Source organism: Mycobacteroides sp. CBMA 271 (assembly GCF_009729205.1).
Classification (GTDB): Bacteria; Actinomycetota; Actinomycetes; order Mycobacteriales; family Mycobacteriaceae; genus Mycobacterium.
The window spans coordinates 82,660-105,108 of the sequence record NZ_VTHB01000007.1; the positions used below are offsets into that span (position 1 = coordinate 82,660).

At 64.7% G+C, this 22,449-nt stretch carries 23 protein-coding genes and 1 pseudogene; 5 read left to right on the top strand and 19 right to left on the bottom strand.

Annotation, left to right across the window (positions count from 1 at the left end; genetic code table 11):
* Nucleotides 1–18 precede the first annotated feature (18 nt).
* Both gmk and mihF read right to left on the bottom strand, forming a co-directional pair.
* Complete coding sequence (gene gmk / locus FZI91_RS18460) at nt 19–588, bottom strand: guanylate kinase (RefSeq protein ID WP_162526290.1); 570 nt, start codon at nt 586–588, stop codon at nt 19–21.
* Nucleotides 589–909: an integration host factor, actinobacterial type gene (gene mihF / locus FZI91_RS18465; RefSeq protein WP_162526291.1), complete on the bottom strand. Its 321-nt coding sequence runs from the start codon at nt 907–909 to the stop codon at nt 589–591.
* A 457-nt stretch (nt 910–1,366) separates the two neighbouring features.
* Between mihF and FZI91_RS18470 the strand changes: the two genes are divergently transcribed.
* Both FZI91_RS18470 and FZI91_RS18475 read left to right on the top strand, forming a co-directional pair.
* Nucleotides 1,367–2,710, top strand: a complete 1,344-nt coding sequence (locus tag FZI91_RS18470) for an acyltransferase (protein WP_155940560.1) — start codon at nt 1,367–1,369, stop codon at nt 2,708–2,710.
* A 15-nt stretch (nt 2,711–2,725) separates the two neighbouring features.
* A complete protein-coding gene (locus tag FZI91_RS18475; RefSeq protein ID WP_155940561.1) occupies nt 2,726–3,619 on the top strand; it encodes a hypothetical protein in 894 nt (297 codons plus the stop codon).
* 18 nt (nt 3,620–3,637) lie between these two features.
* On the opposite strand, the gene pyrF is transcribed toward FZI91_RS18475, so the two are convergent.
* The 7 genes from pyrF to pyrR all read right to left on the bottom strand — a co-directional run bounded on the left by pyrF (nt 3,638) and on the right by pyrR (nt 12,332).
* Complete coding sequence (gene pyrF, locus FZI91_RS18480; protein WP_155940562.1) at nt 3,638–4,465, bottom strand: orotidine-5'-phosphate decarboxylase; 828 nt, start codon at nt 4,463–4,465, stop codon at nt 3,638–3,640.
* A gap of 19 nt (nt 4,466–4,484) precedes the next feature.
* Nucleotides 4,485–7,823, bottom strand: a complete 3,339-nt coding sequence (carB, locus tag FZI91_RS18485; protein ID WP_155940563.1) for a carbamoyl-phosphate synthase large subunit — start codon at nt 7,821–7,823, stop codon at nt 4,485–4,487.
* Nucleotides 7,823–8,968 (bottom strand): glutamine-hydrolyzing carbamoyl-phosphate synthase small subunit, encoded by a 1,146-nt coding sequence (gene carA / locus FZI91_RS18490; RefSeq protein ID WP_155940564.1) that lies wholly within the window; start codon nt 8,966–8,968, stop codon nt 7,823–7,825. The genes carB and carA overlap by 1 nt, the downstream gene beginning before the upstream one ends.
* Nucleotides 8,950–9,447, bottom strand: a complete 498-nt coding sequence (locus FZI91_RS18495; protein WP_155940565.1) for a transporter — start codon at nt 9,445–9,447, stop codon at nt 8,950–8,952. The genes carA and FZI91_RS18495 overlap by 19 nt, the downstream gene beginning before the upstream one ends.
* 61 nt (nt 9,448–9,508) lie before the next feature.
* Nucleotides 9,509–10,810: a dihydroorotase gene (locus FZI91_RS18500; protein WP_155940566.1), complete on the bottom strand. Its 1,302-nt coding sequence runs from the start codon at nt 10,808–10,810 to the stop codon at nt 9,509–9,511.
* On the bottom strand, nt 10,807–11,760 hold the full coding sequence (locus FZI91_RS18505) for an aspartate carbamoyltransferase catalytic subunit (protein WP_162526292.1): 954 nt from the start codon (nt 11,758–11,760) through the stop codon (nt 10,807–10,809). The genes FZI91_RS18500 and FZI91_RS18505 overlap by 4 nt, the downstream gene beginning before the upstream one ends.
* Nucleotides 11,757–12,332: a bifunctional pyr operon transcriptional regulator/uracil phosphoribosyltransferase PyrR gene (pyrR, locus tag FZI91_RS18510; RefSeq protein ID WP_162526293.1), complete on the bottom strand. Its 576-nt coding sequence runs from the start codon at nt 12,330–12,332 to the stop codon at nt 11,757–11,759. The genes FZI91_RS18505 and pyrR overlap by 4 nt, the downstream gene beginning before the upstream one ends.
* Before the next feature lie 132 nt (nt 12,333–12,464).
* On the opposite strand from pyrR, the gene FZI91_RS18515 reads away from it, so the two are divergent.
* Nucleotides 12,465–13,679 carry a serine hydrolase gene (locus FZI91_RS18515; protein ID WP_155940813.1) on the top strand — a complete coding sequence of 405 codons (1,215 nt, stop codon included), beginning with the start codon at nt 12,465–12,467 and terminating at the stop codon, nt 13,677–13,679.
* A 79-nt stretch (nt 13,680–13,758) separates the two neighbouring features.
* On the opposite strand, the pseudogene FZI91_RS24360 reads toward FZI91_RS18515, so the two are convergent.
* The 3 genes and pseudogenes from FZI91_RS24360 to FZI91_RS18525 form a co-directional block, all read right to left on the bottom strand.
* Nucleotides 13,759–13,833: pseudogene (locus FZI91_RS24360) on the bottom strand (class I SAM-dependent methyltransferase); the annotation flags it as partial.
* A gap of 12 nt (nt 13,834–13,845) precedes the next feature.
* Entirely contained in the window at nt 13,846–14,388 is a 543-nt protein-coding gene (locus FZI91_RS18520) for a hypothetical protein (protein WP_166548262.1), read from the bottom strand.
* Complete coding sequence (locus FZI91_RS18525; protein ID WP_162526294.1) at nt 14,381–15,307, bottom strand: DUF4259 domain-containing protein; 927 nt, start codon at nt 15,305–15,307, stop codon at nt 14,381–14,383. The genes FZI91_RS18520 and FZI91_RS18525 overlap by 8 nt, the downstream gene beginning before the upstream one ends.
* Nucleotides 15,308–15,448: 141 nt before the next feature.
* On the opposite strand from FZI91_RS18525, the gene FZI91_RS18530 reads away from it, so the two are divergent.
* Nucleotides 15,449–15,877, top strand: a complete 429-nt coding sequence (locus FZI91_RS18530; protein ID WP_155940569.1) for a nitroreductase family deazaflavin-dependent oxidoreductase — start codon at nt 15,449–15,451, stop codon at nt 15,875–15,877.
* Between the two features lies 1 nt (nt 15,878).
* On the opposite strand, the gene nusB is transcribed toward FZI91_RS18530, so the two are convergent.
* The 3 genes from nusB to FZI91_RS18545 are packed head-to-tail and all read right to left on the bottom strand — an operon-like array spanning nt 15,879 to nt 18,071.
* The gene (nusB, locus tag FZI91_RS18535) at nt 15,879–16,352 is read right to left on the bottom strand and encodes a transcription antitermination factor NusB (RefSeq protein ID WP_155940570.1); all 474 of its coding nucleotides are present in this window, start codon (nt 16,350–16,352) and stop codon (nt 15,879–15,881) included.
* A complete protein-coding gene (gene efp / locus FZI91_RS18540; RefSeq protein ID WP_162526295.1) occupies nt 16,345–16,908 on the bottom strand; it encodes an elongation factor P in 564 nt (187 codons plus the stop codon). Before efp ends, nusB begins: the two co-directional genes overlap by 8 nt.
* A gap of 26 nt (nt 16,909–16,934) precedes the next feature.
* The gene (locus FZI91_RS18545; RefSeq protein WP_162526296.1) at nt 16,935–18,071 is read right to left on the bottom strand and encodes a Xaa-Pro peptidase family protein; all 1,137 of its coding nucleotides are present in this window, start codon (nt 18,069–18,071) and stop codon (nt 16,935–16,937) included.
* Nucleotides 18,072–18,103: 32 nt separating this feature from the next.
* Between FZI91_RS18545 and FZI91_RS18550 the strand changes: the two genes are divergently transcribed.
* The gene (locus FZI91_RS18550) at nt 18,104–18,634 is read left to right on the top strand and encodes a B-4DMT family transporter (protein ID WP_203448840.1); all 531 of its coding nucleotides are present in this window, start codon (nt 18,104–18,106) and stop codon (nt 18,632–18,634) included.
* Nucleotides 18,635–19,039: 405 nt separating this feature from the next.
* Here FZI91_RS18550 and aroQ read toward each other — a convergent pair whose 3' ends face one another.
* Genes aroQ through aroC form a run of 4 tightly spaced genes read right to left on the bottom strand, consistent with a single transcriptional unit; the run spans nt 19,040 to nt 22,440 of the window.
* Nucleotides 19,040–19,480, bottom strand: coding sequence for a type II 3-dehydroquinate dehydratase (aroQ, locus tag FZI91_RS18555; protein WP_162526297.1), 441 nt, complete (start codon nt 19,478–19,480; stop codon nt 19,040–19,042).
* Nucleotides 19,477–20,586, bottom strand: a complete 1,110-nt coding sequence (aroB, locus tag FZI91_RS18560; protein ID WP_155940572.1) for a 3-dehydroquinate synthase — start codon at nt 20,584–20,586, stop codon at nt 19,477–19,479. Before aroB ends, aroQ begins: the two co-directional genes overlap by 4 nt.
* Complete coding sequence (locus FZI91_RS18565) at nt 20,579–21,235, bottom strand: shikimate kinase (protein ID WP_155940573.1); 657 nt, start codon at nt 21,233–21,235, stop codon at nt 20,579–20,581. Before FZI91_RS18565 ends, aroB begins: the two co-directional genes overlap by 8 nt.
* Nucleotides 21,232–22,440, bottom strand: coding sequence for a chorismate synthase (gene aroC, locus FZI91_RS18570; protein ID WP_162526298.1), 1,209 nt, complete (start codon nt 22,438–22,440; stop codon nt 21,232–21,234). The genes FZI91_RS18565 and aroC overlap by 4 nt, the downstream gene beginning before the upstream one ends.
* Between the last annotated feature and the right edge of the window lie 9 nt (nt 22,441–22,449).

Here is a 22,449-nt window from a genome sequence, read left to right on the forward strand (position 1 = left end):
TGTACCGGTCGCAGCCGGTTAACGTCCGACCAATAACGATACCAACTGTGCGCAGGCATTTTCCAACTGGTCATTGACGACGACGACATCGAAGTCTGTTTGAGCCGCCATTTCCACCTCGGCTGTTTCCAACCGTCGGGCAATAACGGCCTCCGATTCGGTGCCGCGACCAGTGAGGCGCGCCACCAACGCGTCCCAGCTAGGCGGGGACAGGAAGACGGTCAGTGCCTGCGGAAGAGCGGCCTTGATGGCCCGGGCGCCGGCCAAGTCGACCTCGATCAGGGTGGGGCGACCGGCTTCCATGGCCTCGCGAACCGGCGTGGCGGGAGTTCCCGACCGCTGCAATCCACCGTGGATATCGGCCCATTCCAGCAGTGCTGCGGTATCGATGAGCCGCTGAAACTCTTCGGTAGTGACGAAGTGGTAGTCGACACCGTCCACCTCGCCGGGCCGGGGGGCCCGGGTGGTGGCTGAGACGCTGAAGAACAGGCCGTCCACGTCATCGCGGAGTCGCCGCACCACGGTGGACTTACCGACGGCTGAGGGGCCGGATAGGACTACTACCCGGCCCCTCAATGCGTTGGTCACCTACGAGGTGAAGTCGAAACGCTCCAACAGCGCCTTGCGCTGACGGTCGCCGAGACCACGCAGACGGCGGGTCGGGGCGATCTCCAGCTCGGTCATGATCTCCTGCGCCTTGACCTTGCCCACCTTGGGCAGGGCTTCGAGCAGTGCGGAAACCTTCATCTTGCCCAGGACCTCATCGGTCTCGGCATCCTTGAGCACCTGCTTGAGATTGGTGCCACCTTTCTTCAGCTTCTCCTTGAGCTCGGCGCGGATGCGGCGGGCGGCAGCCGCCTTCGCCAACGCGGCTGCGCGCTGCTCGTCAGTCAACTGTGGAAGGGCCACGATTCCTCCGTCTCATACGAAACATGTCGATTTCTCGGTCGGCTGGAAACACAACCAGCCAGCGACAGCGACCGTACCCACGCCAACCGACATATGTGAACCCCACCCCCCACTTGTCGGAGAAAATCGCCTGCTAGAGGCGCCGCAGGCGATGATGTCGAGCAACCATCACATCCTGGCCGAATGCGTCGATATCAATCCAGATGGCCAACGAAATAGATTCTTGCGCAATACTTTTCAATCGGATTTGACTATTCTCGCAGTTCCTATACCTGAACCGGAGAGAAGCAAACCGTGATTGCCGTGGGGGCAAACTGAAAATCTCGTGTGAATCTCGCGTTGCGCGTGTCGCACCTCGTTCGCGTCCAATCACAGAGACGCAGGTGAAGGCGCCCTCGACCAGGTATCGGTGAAGTTGGTTAGCAAGGCATGTCAGTTGCTGGGTAGGGTGCGAGACATGGGTGAGTACGCGCACCCATCACGTGAGCGTGATCGGGTGTTAGACGCTGTGCGGCTCGTGTCGTTGGCCACGGTGGTGGCCTACCACGTCCTCGCAGGTAGCCCCACCCTCGTCAGGGGCAAACCTGCCATGTCGGCAAATTACAACGTGCACTGGCTGTTTTGGCTGATCCCCCTAATGCCGCTGTTTTTCTTCGCCGGCGCAGCAGCAAATCTTCATTCCTGGGAGTCCGGTCGCAGCTGGGGGCAATTCCTGATGAGCCGCGCCACGCGACTCTTTCGCCCGGTGTTCTACTTCCTGGCCTTCGTCGCGCTGGTGACCACCTTGCTGCGTATCACCATGGGCAACTCCAGACAGCTCCTGTATCTCGAAATGCGGCATATTGAGCTGCTCTGGTACGTAGGGGCCTATCTGCTGACCCTGGCGTTCATTCCGTGGCTGGCTCGTATCCGCTCCGGGCGCCGGTTGAGCTGGTTCGTTGCGTCAATGTGCCTGGTAACCGCGCTGGTGGACACCATCAGCGTCCTCACCGACTCGTGGGTGAGGACCGGCTGGATCAACATGATCTTTATGTGGTTGGTCCCGGCCGCGCTGGGCATCGGGTACCAGCGCACGCTCGTCCCCCGCCGGGTCGCCCTGATGGGCGCCGCAGTCGCGCTGGCCGCCACGGTGGCGCTGGCCATTCTGGGGCCCTATCCGTCGGGGCTGATCGCCAACATGCCGCCGACGTTGTTACTGGCTGCGAGCGCAATTGCCGAATGCCTGCTGGTGATCGCCTGCGCGCCCGCCATCAACCGTTGGGCACGGGGCGTCCGGACGTGGAGATTTCTCGAACTGTGCAACAGCGGCAGCATGACGATCTACCTGTGGCACTGGGTGGCCACTTTCCTGTTGTCGTACGGGGTCTACCTCACCCTTCGCATCGGACTCCTGAGCCCCCACGACGCCTGGTACTGGCCCGGGAATGTGCTGCGTCTGACCCTCGTCTGCGCCGTCGTGGCGGTCTTCTTCGTGCCGCTGCGCGCTGCCGAGCGCCGACCATTGCCGTGGTGGGACCGACCGGTGCCCCCGATGAGCACGGGTCGCGATATCGCCGTCGGCGTTCTGGTGCTGGCCAGCGCGATACTGACGCTGGTCTACACCCGGATTTACGTCATCAATCCCGCGTGGGGTGGTTTCACACCCATAGGGCGGTGGGTCGTGGTGGCCTCGCTCATACCGTTGGCGGTCGCACGGATCTTGAGCCCAAGCCCCCAGGTCCAGCCACCATCTCACGGGGATTTCGGCCCGAATTACCTCGTGAATGGGCGGCCCGGCGCCGTAACATCGCGAGTCAACTAATCCGGAGGGGGATCTGTGCCAACACGAATCGCGATGATCCGAGCAAGTACCGCACTCGGCGCGGCACTGCTCATCGCCGGCTGTGAGCCCACGCCTCCCGCCCAGATATCCAGTACTCAGGCGAGTCAGCCGGCGCAACCCGCGTCCTTGCGGCCAAGCCCGGTTCCCGTCAGTACCACCCTGATCCAACCGATTCGCATCGGTGCCACCCTTGACGGCGCACCCCTGAATCTCGAGAACACCGTCACCTCCTGCGCGCGCGATGACAAATCGGGAATCGAGGCCGGTGCCACCAATCCTCTTGGCACCAGCACCAATACACTTCGGCTGCGAATTCACGACGGACGAGCGGACGTTTCGGTGATCACCGATAATTCCGAAATGAATTCGGCGCCAACCACTCCGGTAACGTTGGTACAGACCGGTTCGGACTACACGGTCTCCGGCCAGGTCTTCCGCGTCTCTCAGCGTGGATGGGACACAGTGCCGCATGCATTCACCGCGAACGTGTCATGCGCACCCGGCTCGCCTGTTCGAACCGATCGATACGCGCAACCGGTGGCGGTGGCCGCCACACTCGACGGAGTGCGGGTCGATCTGCGTGACACCATCCCCTACTGCGCCTACGACGGCGGACCGAATTCGTACTTCACGATCGCCGCCAGCAGTTCCCCGACCACCGCTGGCCGCCATCCCTCGTTCTCTGTGATCATCAACCGGTCGACGCTCGCGGTATCGCACGGCAGGCTCGAAGGGGCAGGACACTCACGCGATTTCCGCGGCGATGGACCATCGCACACGTCATGGCGGATGAAGGTGGTCAAGGAGGGCACCGTCTACCGCGTCACGGGTGTCGATGACCGCTCCGGTGGATCAGTCGAAATCGTCGCCGATTGCGCCGGACTTTAGCGTCGATCGGCGATCTGCCTATTCTGCCAACAGGTAAGCGACGCTATCGCGTAACCGGTCGACCGCCGCCCGCAGCGCCGCCACACCCGGACCGGCACCGAGCACCTCACGCGAGACCGCTGGCAGCAACAGCCGCCCGGGCGCTCCACCCAAACCGCGCAGGTCCTCGGGCCTACCCCCCTGGGCGCCGAGCCCGGGGACCAGCACGGGACCACCGATTGAGGACAGATCCGGCGGGTCGGTGACGGTCACCCCGACGACCACACCCACCGATCCGGGACCGGCCTCCTCGGCATTGAGCGCGGCCACCTGGTCCACCATCGCCTGCGCGACAGTCGAACCCTCGGCGAGCGCTCGCTGCACCGGTGGCGCTTCAGGATTGGACGTCGCCGCAAGGACGAACACGCCGCGCTCGCGCTCCCGCGCGAGATCCAGCAGCGGAGACAGCGATCCGAATCCAAGATACGGCGACGCGGTCACCGCATCCGAGCTCAACGGCGAATCCCCCACCCACGCCTGCGCATACGCCGCCATGGTTGATCCGATATCTCCGCGCTTGGCGTCGGCGAGCACCAGCACGCCCGCCTCGCCCAATCCACCGATGGTTCGCTCGAGAGCCGAATACCCTGCCGCACCGTAGGTTTCAAAGAACGCCACTTGTGGTTTGACAATCGCCACATCGCCGAACGCTTGGACGCAGATGTCGGCGAATCTGCCAAGACCCGATGCGTCCGCCTCGAACCCCCACGAGCGCAGCAGCTCCGGATGCGGATCAATGCCCACACACAGCGGACCCCGGGAGGCGGTGGCGGCCTGCAGCCGTGCCCCGAACGTCACCGCAGCCAACGCTCTTCACGCACGCGGTTCATCGCAATCCCGCGTGGAGTTCCTGCAGCGACTGCACCCCGATATCGCCGCGGATACCGGCCTCGATGCCCTGCACGGCAGCCGAGGCGCCCTGCACCGTCGTGATGCACGGGATGTTCATCGACACCGCGGCAGAACGGATTTCGTAACCGTCGACGCGCGGGCCCGAGTTTCCGTACGGGGTATTGATTACCATCGCGACCTCGCCGGACTTGATGACGTCTACCGCCGATTGCGCGGGCCGCCCGTCCCCTACGCTCTGGTAGTGCTTGCGCACCTCTTCGCACGGTATTCCATTGCGGCGCAGCATTTCCGCTGTACCTTCGGTGGCCAGCACCTTGAATCCGAGATCCGCCAATCGCTTGACCGGGAACACCAGCGAGCGCTTGTCCCGGTTGGCCACCGAGACGAAGATGGTGCCCTCCTTGGGCAGCGACCCGTAGGCGGCAGTCTGACTCTTGGCGAAGGCACTCCCGAAATCGGCGTCGATGCCCATGACCTCGCCGGTCGACTTCATCTCCGGTCCGAGTAGGGAGTCCACGCCGCTGCCATCGGCCTTGCGGAACCGATGGAACGGCAGCACGGCCTCCTTGACCGCGACGGGGGCTCCGGACGGCGAGGTGGCTCCGTCACCCTCGCCAAGCAGCAGCCCCTCCTCCCGCAGGCCGGCGATGGTGGCGCCCAACATGATCCGAGCGCACGCCTTGGCCAGCGGCACCGCCGTGGCCTTGGAGACGAACGGCACCGTACGGCTCGCACGGGGGTTGGCCTCCAGGACGTACAACACGTCGTCCTTGAGTGCGTACTGCACGTTGAGCAGGCCGACCACGCCGATTCCGTGCGCGATGGCCTCGGTGGCCTGCCGCACCTTTTCGATATCGCTGCGGCCCAGGGTGACCGGCGGCAGCGCACACGCCGAGTCACCGGAGTGGATACCGGCTTCCTCGATGTGTTCCATGACCCCGCCGAGGTACACCTCGGTGCCGTCGCACAGCGCGTCGACGTCAATCTCGATGGCATCTTCCAGGAAGCGGTCCACCAGCACCGGGTGTTCGGGCGAGAGCTGGGTGGCGCGGGTGATGTAGCCGTGCAGGGTTTCCTCGTCGTAGACGATCTCCATGCCCCGGCCGCCCAACACATAGGAGGGGCGCACCAGCACCGGATAGCCAATGTCGGCGGCGATCGCCCTAGCCTGCTCGAAAGTTGTTGCGGTACCGAAACGTGGCGCCGGTAACCCCGCCGAGACCAGCAGGTCGCCGAACATTCCGCGGTCCTCGGCACGATCGATGGCCGCCGGACTGGTGCCCACCACCGGTACTCCCGCATCGGCCAAACGCTTCGCCAGGCCGAGCGGAGTCTGTCCACCGAGCTGCACGATCACGCCGACCACCCCCGGTCCACCCCGGCCGGACTCGCTTTCGGCGTGGTACACCTCGAGCACATCCTCGAAGGTCAGCGGTTCGAAGTACAGGCGGTCTGCGGTGTCATAGTCGGTGGACACCGTTTCCGGGTTGCAGTTGACCATGATGGTCTCGAATCCGGCCTCCGACAACGTGGTTGCCGCATGAACGCAGCTGTAGTCGAATTCGATGCCCTGACCGATACGGTTGGGACCCGAGCCAAGGATGAGCACCTTGGGTCGCTGCGTTTGCGGGGCCACTTCCGATTCCGCCGCCGGATCCAGCTCGTAGCTGGAGTAGTGGTACGGGGTCTTCGCCTCGAACTCGGCGGCACAGGTATCGACTGTCTTGTACACCGGACGGATGCCCATCCGGTGCCGTAGTGAGCGGACCCCGTTCTCTCCCGCCAGTTCCGGCCGAAGTGCGGCGATCTGACGGTCCGAGAGGCCGTAGTGCTTGGCGCGGCGAAGGAGTTCCTCGTCGAGGATCGGTGCCTCGCGTAGCTCGGTGCCGAGGTGGTGAATCTGGGCGATTTCCTCCACGAACCATGGATCGACACCCGTGATTTCGGCCAGCTGCTCAACGGTGGCACCGGCGGCCAGCGCGCGCTGGATGCCGTAGAGACGGCCGTCACGCGGCACCCGCAGCTCCCGTAGGAACGCACCCAGGTCCTCGATGGGACCCGTGTCATCGGTCCAGAAGCCGGCCGCGGAGGTCTCCAACGACCGCATCACCTTGCCAAGAGCTTCGGCGAAGTTGCGGCCCAGGGACATGGCCTCACCCACCGATTTCATGGTGGTGGTCAACGTGGTGTCGGCGCCCGGGAACTTCTCGAAGGCGAACCGCGGTGCCTTCACCACCACGTAGTCCAGGGTCGGCTCGAAACAGGCCGGGGTCTCCTTGGTGATGTCGTTGACTATCTCATCGAGGGTGTAGCCGATGGCCAGTTTCGCCGCGATCTTGGCGATCGGGAATCCGGTTGCCTTGGACGCCAACGCACTTGAGCGCGACACGCGCGGGTTCATCTCGATGACGATGAGGCGTCCGTCACGCGGGTCGATGGCGAACTGAATATTGCAGCCACCGGTGTCCACACCGACCTCACGCAGGATCGCGATACCGAGGTCACGCATCTTCTGGTACTCGCGGTCGGTCAGCGTCATTGCCGGGGCGACGGTCACCGAGTCGCCGGTGTGCACGCCCATCGGGTCGACGTTCTCGATCGAGCAGACGACCACCACGTTATCGCGGCTGTCGCGCATCAGCTCGAGCTCGAATTCCTTCCAGCCGTATATGGATTCCTCGATGAGCACGTTGGCCGACGGCGAGGCAGACAGCCCTTCGCCTGCTATGCGCTCGACCTCGGCGGGGGTGTAAGCCATGCCCGAGCCCAGCCCGCCCATCGTGAAGGAGGGGCGCACCACGACCGGTAATCCCAGGTCCGCGACCGTGTCGCGGACCTCGTCCATGGTGAAACAGACGCGGGACTTCGCCGACTCTCCCCCGACTTTGGCGACGATGTCCTTGAAGCGCTGCCGGTCCTCACCGCGCTGGATGGCCTCGAAATTGGCTCCGATGAGCTCCACGCCGTAGCGGTCCAGCGCACCGTTCTCGAAGAGCGCGACCGCGGTGTTCAGCGCGGTCTGACCGCCCAGCGTCGGCAGCAGGGCATCGATCTTGTTGCCCTTTTCCGCCTGTGCGGCAATTACTTTCTCAACGAACTCGGCGGTGATCGGCTCGACGTAGGTGTTGTCGGCGTACTCCGGGTCGGTCATGATCGTCGCGGGGTTCGAGTTGACGAGGCTGACCTGCAGGCCCTCGGCGCGAAGCACACGGCAGGCCTGGGTGCCCGAGTAGTCGAACTCGCAGGCCTGGCCGATGACGATGGGTCCGGAACCAATGACCAGGATGTGGTTCAGGTCTGTGCGACGTGGCATCAGCGATTACCCCGATTCTCAAGTGCGGTGACGAACTGGTCAAAGAGGTACTCGGCGTCATGTGGCCCGGCCGCCGCCTCGGGGTGGTATTGCACCGAGAAGGCCGACCCGTCGAGCAACCGGATCCCCTCCACCACACCGTCGTTGGCGCAGGTGTGGCTTACCTCGGCCCGACCAAACGGCGTATCGAACTGCTCGCCCGCCTCGCCCTCCAACGCAAAACCGTGGTTCTGCGCGGTGATGGCCACCCGCCCGGTCGAATGGTCAATGACCGGGACGTTGATACCGCGATGCCCGAAGGCCATCTTGTAGGTGGACCGCCCCAGCGCCCGGCCCAGTAGCTGGTTGCCGAAGCAGATGCCGAACAACGGGATTCGCCGCTCCAGCGCCGCTTGGGTGACCGCGACCACGTGGTCCGCGGTGGCCGGATCCCCGGGGCCATTGGACAGGAAGACCCCGTCGGGCGCGAGTGCCAGCAGCTCGTCGGGACTGATCGACGAAGGCACCACCTGCACCCGGACGCCGCGTGACGCGAAGTTGCGCGGGGTGTTGGTCTTGATGCCCAGGTCCAGCGCCACCACCGTGAATCGGTGCGCGCCATCGGGTTCCACAATGTAGCTGTCGTCGGTGCTCACCTCTCCGGCGAGATCGGCACCCAGCATGGCGGCTTGGCCGTTGACACGCGACAGCAGGAATTCGGTGGGCGCATCGGCGACGGTCCCACTGAAGATGCCCGCCTTCATCGACCCGCGGGTGCGCAGGTGACGGACCACGGCGCGGGTGTCGATTCCCGCGATACCGACAATGTGCTGCCGCGTGAGGGCATCGTCAAGGGAACCGGTGGAGCGCCAATTCGATACCCGATTCGAGGGGTCGCGCACCGCGTACCCGGCAACCCAGATCTTGCCGCCGCGGCTCTCGTCATCCTCGTCATTCCAACCGGTGTTGCCGATCTGCGGCGCGGTGGCGACCACGATCTGCCGGTGATAACTCGGGTCGGTCAGGGTCTCCTGGTAGCCGGACATGGCCGTGCAGAAGACCGCCTCGCCAAGGGTTTCCCCCACTGCACCGAATGGTTTCCCGGTGAACACTCGCCCGTCTTCGAGGACGAGCACCGCTTTGTCAGTCACGAAGCCTGCTTCCATTCTTGATATTCGCTACGAGGCCGGGCTAAGAATCCGGTGTCGATCTCGGTGCCGGAGGGCAACTTCCATCGGATGGCGAGGATGCCGTCATGGGTGAGCACCTTGCCCGCCAGCGCCTTGGCCGTGCGGATCTCGGTGATGACATCTGCAGGGATCCAGATGTCGTCGGTCCCGCTGCGCTCCAACAGAATTCCCTGCGAGTAACGGGTCAGGGTGGCGTTCGCGCGGTACCCCAGGTCGCCCGCCGCAATGCGGTCTTGCCAGTCCGGTGCGATGGTACTGCCGACGTAGAGCCCTTCGGTAGGCCCGATGACGATGTCGCCGCGTTCGGAGGGCACGACCGGAAGCTCGCCGACGGTGTCGGTCTGCCGCTGCACGCGTGCGCGCCAGCCACGCCACATCAAGCGGGCGAGCAGTACGGTCAGGGTCAGTGAGGCGCCGGCCATGATGAGCGCACCGACGGTGTCCCCGTGGTTCATAACGAATTCTCTTCGCGCAGGCGGCTCATCGTTCGCTTATTTTCTTCGCGCAAGCGGCTCATCATTCGCTTACCTTCCCGTTCCGTGCGGTGACGCGACCGCGCAGCAGTGTGGCGGTCACGGTGGCCGGCAATGTCATCGATTCGAAGGGCGTGTTGGCCGACTTGCTGGCCAGGCCGTCGCCGCTGACGGTCCAGGTGGCCTCGGGGTCGACGATGGTCAGGTTCGCGGGCTCGCCGACCTCCAGCGGTCGCCCCTGATCAGGGAGCCCAACGATCTGCGCCGGCCGCTCGCTCATCACTCGCGCGATATCGCGCCAGGTGAGCAGCCCCGGTTTCACCATGGTCTCCACCACCACCGACAGTGCGGTCTGCAGCCCGAGCATGCCAGGGCGGGCCGCCGCGAATTCGCAGCACTTCTCATGGTCGGCGTGTGGGGCGTGATCGGTTGCCACACAGTCGATCACTCCGTCGGCAAGCGCCTGGCGCAGCGCCGCCGCGTCGGAGGACTCACGCAACGGCGGGTTCACCCGGAAAACCCCGTCATAGGACTCAAGCAAGCCGTCGTCGAGCAGCAGGTGGTGCGGCGTCACCTCGGCGGTGATGGCGATTCCCTGCGCCTTGGCCCACTTGAGCAATTCGACGGTGCCCGCGGTGGAGGCGTGGCAGATGTGTACCGGAGCTCCGGTGTCGCGGGACAAGATCGCGTCCCGCGCAACGATGGATTCCTCGGCGGCACGAGGCCATCCGGTCAAGCCCAGCCGGGCCGCGTGGGGGCCCTCATGAGCCACCGCGCCAACCGTGAGCCGCGGTTCCTCGGCATGCTGGGCGATGAGCACACCCAACCCCTTGGCATATTCCAGCGCGCGCCGCATCACTAGGGGGTCGTGTACGCATTTGCCGTCGTCGGAGAACATCCGCACCCGGCCGGCGCCGCGTGCCATCATCGCCATCTCGGTGAGCTGCTTGCCCTCCAGCCCCACCGTGACGGCGCCCACCGGATGCACGTCGACCAGCCCCACTTGCTGTCCGCGCTGCCACACGTGGTCGGTCACCACCGGGCTGTCGGCCACCGGGTTGGTGTTGGCCATCGCGAAGACGGCCGTGTATCCGCCCAAAGCTGCTGCCGCCGAGCCGGAGTCGATGGTCTCGGTGTCCTCACGGCCGGGCTCGCGCAGGTGCGTGTGCAGATCGACGAATCCCGGCAGCAGTATCTGGCCGGGCGCCTCAATGGCGGTGTCGACCTCAGTTTCAATGCCCGGCCCAATACCGGCCTCGATGCGGGTGATCTGCCCGTCCTCGACCAGGACGTCAACCTGGTCGCCCTCGCCGTACAGGCGCACCCCCTTGATCAAGATGCTCATACCGTGACCGCCTCTGAGCCATCGGAGGAACCGACCAGCAGGTGGAACAGCACGGCCATACGGATATGTACTCCATTCGATACCTGTTGCAGAACAGCGGATTGTGAGGAATCTGCGACCGAGGATGCGATTTCCATACCGCGCAGCATGGGACCGGGATGCAGCACCACCGCATGCTCGGCAAGCAGCCGCTGCCGTGCCGCGGACATGCCGTACAGCACCGAATACTCACGTGCCGACGGGAAGAACCCGCCGGTCATGCGTTCGGCCTGCACCCGCAGCATCAAGACCGCATCGGCACCCGGCAGCTCGGCATCCAAATCGTGGGTAACCGTCACCGGCCAAGTCTCGACACCGACGGGCAGCAGCGTCGGGGGTGCTACCAGCACCACCTCGGCGCCGAAGGTACTGAGCAGCAAGGCATTCGATCGCGCAACCCGGCTGTGCAGGATATCGCCCACGATGACGACGCGGCGCCCCTCAAGCCCGCCGAGCCGCTGACGAATCGTCAACGCGTCGAGCAGGGCCTGGGTGGGGTGCTCGTGAGTACCGTCACCGGCGTTGATGACGGCCGGCCCCCCGTCACCCTCGGCCGTCCACTGGGCCAACTGTGCGGCGACCCCCGAGGCCGGGTGACGGATGATCAACGCATCGGCCCCGATAGCGCGCAAGGTGAGAGCGGTGTCTCGCAACGACTCTCCCTTAGAGACCGAGGAGCCAGAGGCGCTGACGTTGATGACGTCAGCACTCATCCATTTGCCCGCGACCTCGAAGGAAACCCTTGTCCGCGTGGAGTTTTCGTAAAACATCGTGATGATCGTGCGTCCGCGCAGCGTGGGTAACTTCTTGACTTCGCGCCCCGCTAGCGCCTGCAGGAACCGGTCGGCGTCGTCGAGGATGGCGGTGGCCTCGTCGCGGGTGAGGTCGGCGACGGAAAGGAGGTGCCTCACGCCTCTACCCCCTTGATGACCACCGCGTCGCACCCGTCGTGCTCGGCCAGCAGAACCTTGACGTCTTCGGAACGCGCGGTCGGCACGTTCTTGCCGACGTAGTCGGCGCGCAGCGGCAGCTCCCGGTGCCCGCGGTCAACGAGGACCGCGAGCTGCACCGCCCGCGGTCGGCCAAGGTCGCGCAGGGCGTCCAGCGCCGAGCGCACGGTGCGCCCGGAGAACAACACGTCGTCAACGAGGATCACCAGGGCTCCGTCGATCCCGCCCTCGGGAATGGAGGTGCGTTCGAGCGGGCGGTGCGGTTTGTTGCGCAGGTCGTCACGGTAAAGAGTGATGTCCAGGAATCCGGCAGGCACCTCGACACCGGAGAATTCGGTGATGTGCGCGGCCAGCCGTTTGGCGAGGGTCGCACCGCGGGTGGGAATACCGACCAACACGACGCGTGGAGGCGCATCGGACTCACCAGGAGAGTCCGAAAGCGCGGTCTTCTCGATGATTTGATGCGCGATACGCGCGACGGTCCTGCCGACATCTGCGGCGGACAACAGTTCGCGTCCTTCTGATGCGCTCACGCTTACGCGAGACCTCCTTCTCCGCCTCACTGGACGGATCGTTAAAGGATGTCACTTACCGCGGGAGAGCTTAGCATCCGGGCAGCTGCCAGCTTTGACTGACAGGATGGAGAGATGCCCGAGTCCGACGACATGTTCGACCCCAGTTTTGACTCAGCCCTCGACCCGATCCGTGCCGCGATCGACGACCGCATTCTCGCCGGAGCGGTGACGCTGGTGTGGCAACGCGGGCAGCTCAGGCACCTCGCCGCCACGGGACATCGCGATGTCGACGCGGGCCTACGGATGGCCGAGAACACCATCTTTCGCATCGCATCCATGACGAAACCGGTGATCAGCGCGGCGGCCATGAGCCTCGTCGACGACGGCACGATCCGCTTGAACGACCCGATCACCGCCTGGCTGCCGGAGTTCGCCCAGATGCAGGTGCTCAGAGACCCTGACGGCTCACTGGATGACACGTTCCGGGCGCCGCGCGCCATTACGGTCGAGGACCTGTTGACCCACCGCAGCGGGCTGACCTACGACTTCATCTCGACCGGACCCATAGCGAAGGCCTACCGACCGCTGCATACCGCGGCATTCAGTGATCCCGACGCGTGGATCGCGGCCATCGCCGCGCTGCCGCTGGTGTATCCGCCCGGAGAACGCTTCCACTACGGCCATTCCACCGATGTGCTCGGCCTACTCATCGCCCGCGCGGCCGGGCTGCCGCTGAACACGCTGCTGCGTCAACGAATCCTGGATCCGTTGGGCATGTCCGACACCGACTTCTTCGTTCCCGAGCACAAGGCGACCCGACTGGCACGCCTTTACGGTCTCGGAGATGATGACCAAATCGTGGTGGCCGACAGCGGCTATCTCACCTCGATGCCCACCTCCGCGCCCGCGCTGTGCCGCGGTGGCGGCTCTCTGGCCAGCACCGCGCGCGATTACCTGACCTTTGCGCGCGCACTCCTGGGCGGTGGCGAGGCCGACGGAGTGCGGATCCTCTCCCCCGAATCCACCGCCGCGTTGCGTACCAACCGGCTGACGCCGGCCCAGCGGCAGTTGCCATCCTTCGGCCTGCCGTACTGGACCGGGCGCGGATTCGGCCTCGGCTTGTCGGTCGTGATGGATCCAAACGACGCCGCACTCTTCGGACCGGGCGGCGCCGGCACCTTCGGCTGGCCGGGAGCGTTCGGCACGTGGTGGCACGCCGACCCAAAGGCCGAAGCGATCCTGATGTTCCTGCCGCAGTGGCGCATGCCCGAGCTGGACCCGAAGGCGGCGCTGGGACGCATGGCGACCGTCCGGCTGCAGCTGCTGCACGTGCAGTTCGCGCAGGCGGTGTACGCGGCATTGTGAGCCGCGGCGAGAAGGCACTCAGGTACAGAATTTGAGCCGAATCCGTACCTGAGTGCCTTCTCGCGACGCAGGTCAGTCGCGGTGCGCCTGCAATCTGCTCGGGCGCCTCACCGCGATAAGAGGATTCGAACATATCCTGCAGGTTCTCGGCCATACCCCCAGGATGTCAGCGGGCCTCCCTGGATAACGCCTGAGCGAATTCGATCACCTGATTCATCTGCGCCACACCATGACTCGATTCCTTGGCGAACCGAAGATAGTCAATAGTGTGCCGATATTCCTCCAACGAGGTCTTCACGGTGCGATACGTCGCCGAGAGCCCGACCGTCAGATCAACCGCGGCCAGTGTCGTGGCACCGTCGGCATCTAAGTCGTACTCGGTGACCAAGGACTGGTCACTGATCTCCGACAGGGCGATGGTGCGCAACGTTGCCACCAATCGCGGGTGCGAATCATTCCCCCCATAGCCCGGGCAGTGACCGTCCTTACCGTGCCAGAGAATCAGTCGATCGCCCTCGATTAAAACGATTTCATACCAGTACATATCGCGACCCGCATGAATACTGCCGATACCCCGACTCATCACAAATGCGCTGACCCGTTCGAAGTCGACAACCTGTCCCAGTTGCGTCAGAGCCACCGCGGAATGCGATGTGAATGCCTCGATCGCGCTGTCCAAACGTGTGAGCGACGCCCAATCGTCATGCATGTTGTGCCACCGCCCGACCAAACTGCAACAGCCGTTCCATCTGTGCCAGTCCGCCATCGACTATCGACTTGCCGAAGTAGAACTCGGCGACCTCGTATTTCGTCTCAGAGATCGAGACGGCACGCGATTTTGCCGACGTCGCGGTGAAGAGCCAAAAATCGACAGACAACAGCGAACGCACGCCGCCCACACGCTGATATGTGGTCCGCAGTTTGTATTCCGTGACAGCCGACAATGGGATGACGTGAATCGTCGAAGTGAACTCCACAGAATCGAATCGTCCGGTTTCGTCTTCTCCCTGCCACAGGATGAGCCGGCGCCCCTCGATCAGGGCCACCTGCTGCCAGAGCCGCTCTGGATTTTCACCGGGTTCACGATCAAGGGTGAAGACGCGAACATCCGCCAGATTGACCACAGCCCTCAATTCGTCGAGAGCCGCATCGGGATCACGCAAGGCAATCGCCGCCGCTTCGGCCAGCCCGGGGTACGGGGCCCAATCTTGATAGTTCTGCGTCCCGACGCCTCGCAGAGAAGACTCCACCCCGGAGGCGATAGCCCGCCACTCGGTCGCGTCACCGTCCTCCCACAGGGCGGCCAGCTCGCTGTCCGCCGCGGTCACCCGCATGATCGCCGCAGATGCCAGTCGCGCGAGTGCTGGCGCCTGTGTTTGCTTAATGGCGATATCCGCTACCACGTCCGACCACTCCCGCACCCTGTGATCCACGGCATCCGAACAGGTGAGGGCAATTATCGCAGCCGCCGCAATCGCGCACGAACCTTCCGGAGCTTCCACATACGCGCCAGTCGCCATTCGTAAGCATCGGGCCAGTTCCAACTCAATATCGTCGCTCTCCCTGAGATCTCCCAAGAAGTCGGCCGCGTCATCGTTATCGAATGGGCCCGCACCCCATGCTCCCATGCAGCTAATCCTGACAGATCGCTGCCAATACCGCATCTGGGGCTGCATCCACGATACTGAGCCTCTTGTCGTTCATGTTGCTCTGCCACGATTCATGGACGTTCACTAGGCTCGACACGTCCCCCAGAGAATCGAGACAAGATGACCGAATCATCGGGCACGGAGCAGTCCTTCAACGAGAGCAATATCGCCGAGTTCCGCGCCAATAGCGGCAAAGTGGGCGGCCAGTTCGAAGGGTTTCCGCTGATGCTGCTGACGAGCACCGGAGCCAAGTCGGGCGCAGAGCGCGTGAATCCTTTGGCGTACTTCGATATCGACGGCAGGGCCTACATCGTCGGATCCGCAGCAGGACGACCGCAGAACCCGGCGTGGGTCGCAAACGTGCGGGCCAACCCCAGTGTCGAGGTGGAAATCGGTGCCAACCCGAAAGCGAGCGCCGTTGCCGTCGAACTCCCCCGCGCCGAACGAGACCGCGTCTTCGAGATCGTCAAGCAGCGGGCCCCCGGCTTCGCCGAGTACGAGACCTTGACCGACAGGGTCATCCCAATCTTCGAGATCCGGATCGGTTGAACTACTCCGTGGAGCTGGGCGCCGAGGTACCGCGGATGTGCGGAGTCACCAGCATGAGCTGACCCAATACTCCGTTCACGAATGCCGGCGAGTCATCAGTCGAGAGCTGTTTGGCCAGTTCGACGGCCTCGTCGACGGCCACCACCTCGGGTACATCCTCGGCATGCAGTAGCTCCCACACCGCGACCCGCATGATGGCGCGGTCCACAGCGGGCAGCCTGGCCAGCGTCCATCCCTGTAGGTGCGACGAGATCAGCTCGTCGATATGGGCGGCATGCTCGGTCACGCCGTGCGCGACCGTCACCGTGTACGGATTCAACGGTTCCACGTCTGGCTTCGACTGGGCCAGCGCGCGCCGTTCGTCGGCGACGACCGCGGCGGTCATATCCCGCGCCTCGGCTTCGAACAGCAGGTCCACGGCCCGCTTGCGGGCCTTGCGGCGCCCCCCCTTGGACGCTCGAGCCGAATCAGCCATTCACACGGCCGAGGTAGCTGCCGTCACGCGAATCGACCTTGAGGCGATCGCCGGTGTTGATGAACAGCGGAACCTGGATCTCGGCGCCGGTCTCCATCGTGGCCGGCTTGGTGCCGGCGCTTGAGCGGTCACCCTGCAGCCCGGGATCGGTGTGGGTGACCTCAAGCTCAACGGTCACCGGGAGTTCGATGTACAGCGCGGCGCCCTCGTTGAACGCGACCTGGACGATCATGCCCTCCAGCAGGTAGTCGGACGCGCCCCCCACCAGCTCCGGAGACAGGTGGTGCTGTTCGAAGTCTTGACTGTCCATGAAGACGAACGAGTCGCCATCGCGGTACAGGTAGGTGTTGTCGCGACGATCGACGGTCGCGGTTTCCACCTTCACCCCAGCGTTGAAGGTCTTGTCGATGACCTTGCCCGACAGCACATTCTTGATCTTGGTGCGCACGAACGCCGGTCCCTTACCGGGCTTCACGTGCTGAAACTCCGTGATCTGCCACAGCTGACCATCGATGTTGAGCACCAGGCCGTTCTTGAAGTCGGCGGTTGAAGCCACAGTCGTCTGTCTCCTTGTGTAACTACTCAGTTAATGACGGTGAGTTCCTTGGGGAACCGGGTCAACAGCTCCGGCCTGTCGGGCCGCACCACGAGCGTGTCCTCTATCCGGACTCCGCCCCGGTCAGGCAGGTAGACCCCTGGCTCGACTGTCACCGCCGAGCCAGCAAGCAGTGTACCGGTGGCCGTCGCGCCGATGCCCGGTGCTTCGTGGATCTGCAATCCAACCCCGTGCCCGAGGCCGTGGCCGAAGTTCTCGCCGTATCCGGCAGCGGCAATGACATCACGGGCCGCCGCGTCCACGCCCTGCAGCGACGCCCCGGGTGTCAGCGCCTTCCGGCCTGCCGCCTGCGCGGCCAGCACCAGGTCGTAGATCTCCTGCTGCCATGCGGCGACCGAGCCCAGCACCAGCGTCCGCGTCATGTCCGAGTGGTACCCGCCGACCAGCGCGCCGAAGTCGATCTTGACGAAGTCGCCGTCGGTCAACACGGCGTCGGTGGGCCGGTGGTGCGGAATCGCCGACGACGCGCCGGCGGCGACGATCGTTTCGAAGGAGGGGCCGTCGGCCCCGTGCTCGCACATGAGGTTCTCCAGGTCGCGCGCCACCTCGCGCTCGGTGCGCCCGGGCCGGATTCCGCCGGTATCGATCAACGCAGACAATGCGGTATCTGCTGCCGCACAAGCCTTTTCGAGCAGAAATAACTCGCTGTCGTCCTTGACCTCGCGCAACTTCTCCACGCGGTTCGGTGCCCGCACGAGCTCAACATCACCGGCCGCCTGGGCCAGCTTGTCGTAACCGTCGACGGTTACCACATGACTTTCGAACCCCGCCCGCCCCGCGCCAGCCCCCGCGAACAAGGCCGCGCCGTACTTGCGGTCGATCAGTGCCCGCAGATCGGGCACCTGCTCGGCGGCCTGGGTGCGGTACCGGCCGTCGGTACACAGCACGGTGGCGTCCTCGCCCGCGCGATCATCATCGGCGGCCACCCACAGCGCGGCGGCCGACCCGGTGAAACCCGTCAAGTAGCGAATATTGATCAGATCGGTGACCAAAAGCGCATCTATCCCGTCCACGCGCAGCCCCTCGCGGAGGCGTTCCCTGCGGTCGATGTGGACGTGGGCCGCACCCGAGGTTCTCCGCGCAAGCTGCTCATCACTCTTCACAGGTATCGACGCTACCGCGATACGCTGGGTCCATGCCCGAAGCTGGAACACGTTCTATGACCACGCAATGGCTCTCCCGCGGCGCCGTCTTCGCCATCCTCATGGTGCTGATCCGCGTGGTGCAGGGACTGGCCATCAGCGTGTGGGAGAACCACGTCACCGCCATCAATGTGGTGCTGGTGATCGTGTTCATCTCTGCAGTAATCGGATGGGCCCTCACCGACGGTCGCAGCGACGCGCGGCGCAATCCCGACCCGGACCGTAGGGACGACCTCGCCATGTGGTGGTTGGTGGCCGGCATCTTCGCCGGGGTGGTCAGTGGCCTGGTGGTGTGGTTGATCAGCCTGTTCAACGACGGAATCTATGCCGCAAGCATCCTGGCCGAGCTCACCACCACCGCGGCATTCATCGCACTGCTGGTGTTCGCACCTGCCATGTTCGGCGTCTTTGTCGGCCGGCTCCTGGTGGACCGCAAGGAGAAGGCGCACGCCGCGCTGCGAGAATCAGATGGCCCGGAAACTGATGTGTTCCAGGCGGTTCAGGAAGAAGAAGCGGTTAAATAGCCCGTGGCCTGGTTCCTGCGCGGAATAGTCTTCGGGGCATGGACCGCGCTCCTGACTGTCTTCGACATGTTGTCGTCGTATGACGTCCACTTCAATAACCAGAGCGATCTCATCACCATCACTTTCTTCGCCTGCGTTCTTGCGGGCATCGGATGGGGCTTCGCGGACGGATATGCCGACCCGCACCGGCAACAACACCACCTCGTAGCGCAATGGGGCCTAAGCACAATCGTGGCCGGCGTGTTCGGCGGTGGTCTGGCCTGGCTGATCTACACCTACAATCTCCATACCCAGATGAGCGGACCGATCGTCCAAATCTTGTGGGCGCTTTTCACTTTGGCGATTGTGCTCTTCATCCCGTCGACGCTCGCTCTCGCGGCCGGACGCGCCATCGCGATTCGAAAGCTACGACGAGCCGGCGACGGCACCGACCACGTAACGCAAGGCCAGCAGATACCCCTGCACGCCAAGTCCGACGATCACTCCGGTGGCCAGCGCACTTAGGTAGGACTTGTGCCGGAACTCTTCGCGTGCATACACATTCGAGATGTGCACCTCGATCAGCCCGGCGGTCAGCTCGGCACACGCGTCCCGCAACGCCACCGAGGTGTGGGTGAACGCGCCGGCGTTGAGGATCACCGGATCCTTGGCGTCGGCAGCATCGTGAATCCAGCCGAGCAGCTCAGCCTCGCTGTCGGTTTGACGCACCTGAACATCCGCCCCCAATGAGGCTGCCTCGGCCTCGATGAGCGAGACCAGCTCCTCGTGAGTGACGCTGCCGTAGACGGCGGCCTCTCGCTTGCCGAGGCGACCCAGGTTGGGGCCGTTGAGCACCTGAATCGTCACAGCATTACTCCTTCACCCCGACTTGGCGCCGCCACCACGGAATACGCAGCGGCCAACAGCGACGGATCGGGGCCTTCCAGACGCCCCGGTTTGGCCAACCCATCGAGCACCACGAAACGTAGTATGCCCGAACGGGTCTTCTTATCGCCCTGCATACTCTCGACGAGCTGTCCCAGCGCGTCGGCGTCATAGTGGATAGGCAGCCCGAGCGCGGACAACACTCGCGCGTGTCGATCGGCGGTCTCGTCGTCCAAACGTCCTGCCAGACGCCCTAATTCGGCGGCGAACACCAAACCGACCGACACCGCGGCGCCGTGGCGCCACCGGTACCGTTCACGCCTTTCGATGGCGTGGCCCAGGGTGTGGCCGTAGTTGAGGATCTCGCGCAGCTCGGCCTCCTTCTCATCGGCCGCCACCACCTTGGCCTTCACGGCGATGGAACGTTCGACGAGCTCGCGCAGCACCGGCTTGGACGGATCGATCGCGGCCTGCGGATCGGCCTCGATGAGCTCAAGGATGACGGGGTCGGCGATGAATCCGGCCTTCACTACCTCTGCCATGCCGGCGACGATCTCATTGCGCGGCAACGAATCGAGGGTCGCCAGGTCCACCAGCACCGCCCCCGGCTGGTGAAAGGCGCCGACAAGGTTCTTTCCAGCCTCGGTGTTGATACCCGTCTTCCCGCCAACGGCGGCATCGACCATGGCGAGCAGCGTGGTGGGCACGTGCACCACCTTGATCCCGCGCAGCCAGGTGGCTGCCGCGAAGCCCGCGGTATCGGTGGCGGCCCCTCCCCCGAGGCTTACAACGGCGTCCTTGCGCCCGATCCCTATGCGGCCCAGCACCTCCCAGATGAAGCCCAGCACGGCCAGGTCCTTACCGTCCTCGGCGTCCGGAATTTCCACGCGGTGCGCATCAATTCCGTTGTCGGCCAAAGTTTTTCTGATCTCCTCGGCGGTGACGGCCAGGGTGGGCTGATGCAGAATCGCCACCTTGTCACTACCCTTGAGCGCATCGACCAGCTCCCCGAGTAGGCCAGTCCCGACGATGACCGGGTAGGGCGGGTTCACCTCGACGGTAATCGTCGTCGGCTCGGGGCTAGTCATTGTCGGCTCTTTCCTTAGTCGCGGTTCCGGAAGTGTCGGTTGATGTTTGGGTCGCGGTATTGGCGCTCGACGCACGCCGTCGAGACCGGGGCCGCCGCCGAGGGCGTCGTCGCCTTGATGAAGTCGATCGGTCGGGGTCCCCCGGGCCTTCCATGCGGGAGACGATCATCCGCACCACCGCACCCGGATTTCGACGATCGGTGTTCACCGTGATGGTGGCGACCTCCCGATACAGCGGCACCCGCTGCGATATGAGTGCGTGATACTTCTCGGCACGGTCCGGCCCGGCCAGCAGAGGACGCACCACGCTGCCACTGGTGCGCCTGATCCCTTCCCCGGCACTGATTTCCAGGTACACGACAGTGTGTCCGGAAAGAGCTTCCCGAACTCCCGGGGTGAGCACGGCGCCGCCGCCTAGCGAAACCACCCCGTCGTGTTGATCCAGTGCCTGCCGAATCACCGATTCCTCGATACGCCGGAACTCCGGCTCGCCGTCGGTGGCGAAGATGTCGGCGATGCTGCGCCCGGCCTCGGTCTCGATGCCGGCATCGGTGTCGTAGACGTTGACGTCCAACGCCTTAGCCAACCGACGGCCGATGGTGGACTTACCCGATCCAGGCAGCCCAACGAGGACGGCTTTGGGGCTCATCCCGCTGTGTTAGCCGCTCTTCGTGGCTCCCGCTGCGCCACCGCATCCAGGTACGCGCCAACGTTGGTCTTCGTTTCAGAGAGGGAATCGCCGCCGAACTTTTCCAGCGCTGCGCGCGCCACTACCAGCGCAACCATCGCCTCGGCGACCACGCCGGCCGCCGGGACCGCGCACACATCGGAGCGCTGATGAATGGCGACGGCCTCGTCCCCGGTAGACATGTCTACGGTCGCCAGCGCCCTCGGGACGGTGGAGATGGGCTTCATGGCCGCCCGCACCCGCAGCGGCTGACCATTGGTCATGCCGCCCTCTAGACCACCGGCACGATTGGTGGAACGCAAGATGCCATCCGGGCCGGGGTAGATCTCGTCGTGGGCTGCGCTGCCGCGGCGGCGCGCGGTGGTGAAACCGTCGCCGATCTCGACGCCCTTCATGGCCTGAATGCCCATGATGGCGGCGGCAAGCTGGCTGTCCAGACGGTCCTGGCCGCTGACGAACGAGCCCAGGCCGACCGGGAGGCCGGCAATCACAACTTCCACCACGCCACCGAGGGTGTCGCCGTCCTTCTTGGCGGCCTCGATCTCGCCGATCATGGAAGACTCCGCGGACTCCGCGTAGGCCCGCACCGGGCTGCCGTCGATAGCGGCCAGGTCCGCCGCGCCGGGAACGGGCCCGTCGTACGGCTCGGAGTCGCCGATCGAGATGACGTGGGAGATGACGTCGACGCCCAGCGCCTGCTTGAGGAATGCCTTCGCGATTGTGCCGACGGCGACGCGGGCGGCGGTTTCGCGAGCGCTGGCCCGTTCGAGTACCGGGCGCGCATCATCGAATCCGTACTTGAGCATTCCGGCGTAGTCGGCGTGGCCGGGCCGCGGCCGGGTCAGCGGCGCATTGCGCGCGATGTTCTCCAGTTCGGCCGGGTCGACGGGATCCGGGGACATCACCGTCTCCCACTTGGGCCATTCGGTGTTGCCGATCTCGATGGCCACCGGGCCGCCCAGGGTCAAACCGTGCCGGACTCCTCCCAGCATGGTGACCTGATCGGCCTCGAAGGCCATGCGGGCACCGCGGCCGTAGCCCAGGCGACGACGCGCCAACTGCCTGCCGATGTCCTCCGATGTCAGTTCGACACCGGCGACCATGCCTTCCAAGACCGCGATTAACGCGCGTCCATGCGACTCACCTGCCGTGATCCAGCGCAACACGTGTGTCAT

Bases quoted from the DNA above. Each gene is read 5' to 3' on its own strand.
- FZI91_RS18470 (WP_155940560.1), top strand. From the start codon at position 1,367: ATGGGTGAGTACGCGCACCCATCACGTGAGCGTGATCGGGTGTTAGAC.
- carB (WP_155940563.1), bottom strand. From the start codon at position 7,823: ATGCCACGTCGCACAGACCTGAACCACATCCTGGTCATTGGTTCCGGA.
- carA (WP_155940564.1), bottom strand. From the start codon at position 8,968: ATGGAAGCAGGCTTCGTGACTGACAAAGCGGTGCTCGTCCTCGAAGAC.
- FZI91_RS18495 (WP_155940565.1), bottom strand. From the start codon at position 9,447: ATGAACCACGGGGACACCGTCGGTGCGCTCATCATGGCCGGCGCCTCA.
- FZI91_RS18500 (WP_155940566.1), bottom strand. From the start codon at position 10,810: ATGAGCATCTTGATCAAGGGGGTGCGCCTGTACGGCGAGGGCGACCAG.
- FZI91_RS18515 (WP_155940813.1), top strand. From the start codon at position 12,465: ATGTTCGACCCCAGTTTTGACTCAGCCCTCGACCCGATCCGTGCCGCG.
- FZI91_RS18520 (WP_166548262.1), bottom strand. From the start codon at position 14,388: ATGCATGACGATTGGGCGTCGCTCACACGTTTGGACAGCGCGATCGAG.
- FZI91_RS18525 (WP_162526294.1), bottom strand. From the start codon at position 15,307: ATGGGAGCATGGGGTGCGGGCCCATTCGATAACGATGACGCGGCCGAC.
- FZI91_RS18530 (WP_155940569.1), top strand. From the start codon at position 15,449: ATGACCGAATCATCGGGCACGGAGCAGTCCTTCAACGAGAGCAATATC.
- nusB (WP_155940570.1), bottom strand. From the start codon at position 16,352: ATGGCTGATTCGGCTCGAGCGTCCAAGGGGGGGCGCCGCAAGGCCCGC.
- FZI91_RS18550 (WP_203448840.1), top strand. From the start codon at position 18,104: ATGCCCGAAGCTGGAACACGTTCTATGACCACGCAATGGCTCTCCCGC.
- aroB (WP_155940572.1), bottom strand. From the start codon at position 20,586: ATGACTAGCCCCGAGCCGACGACGATTACCGTCGAGGTGAACCCGCCC.
- FZI91_RS18565 (WP_155940573.1), bottom strand. From the start codon at position 21,235: ATGAGCCCCAAAGCCGTCCTCGTTGGGCTGCCTGGATCGGGTAAGTCC.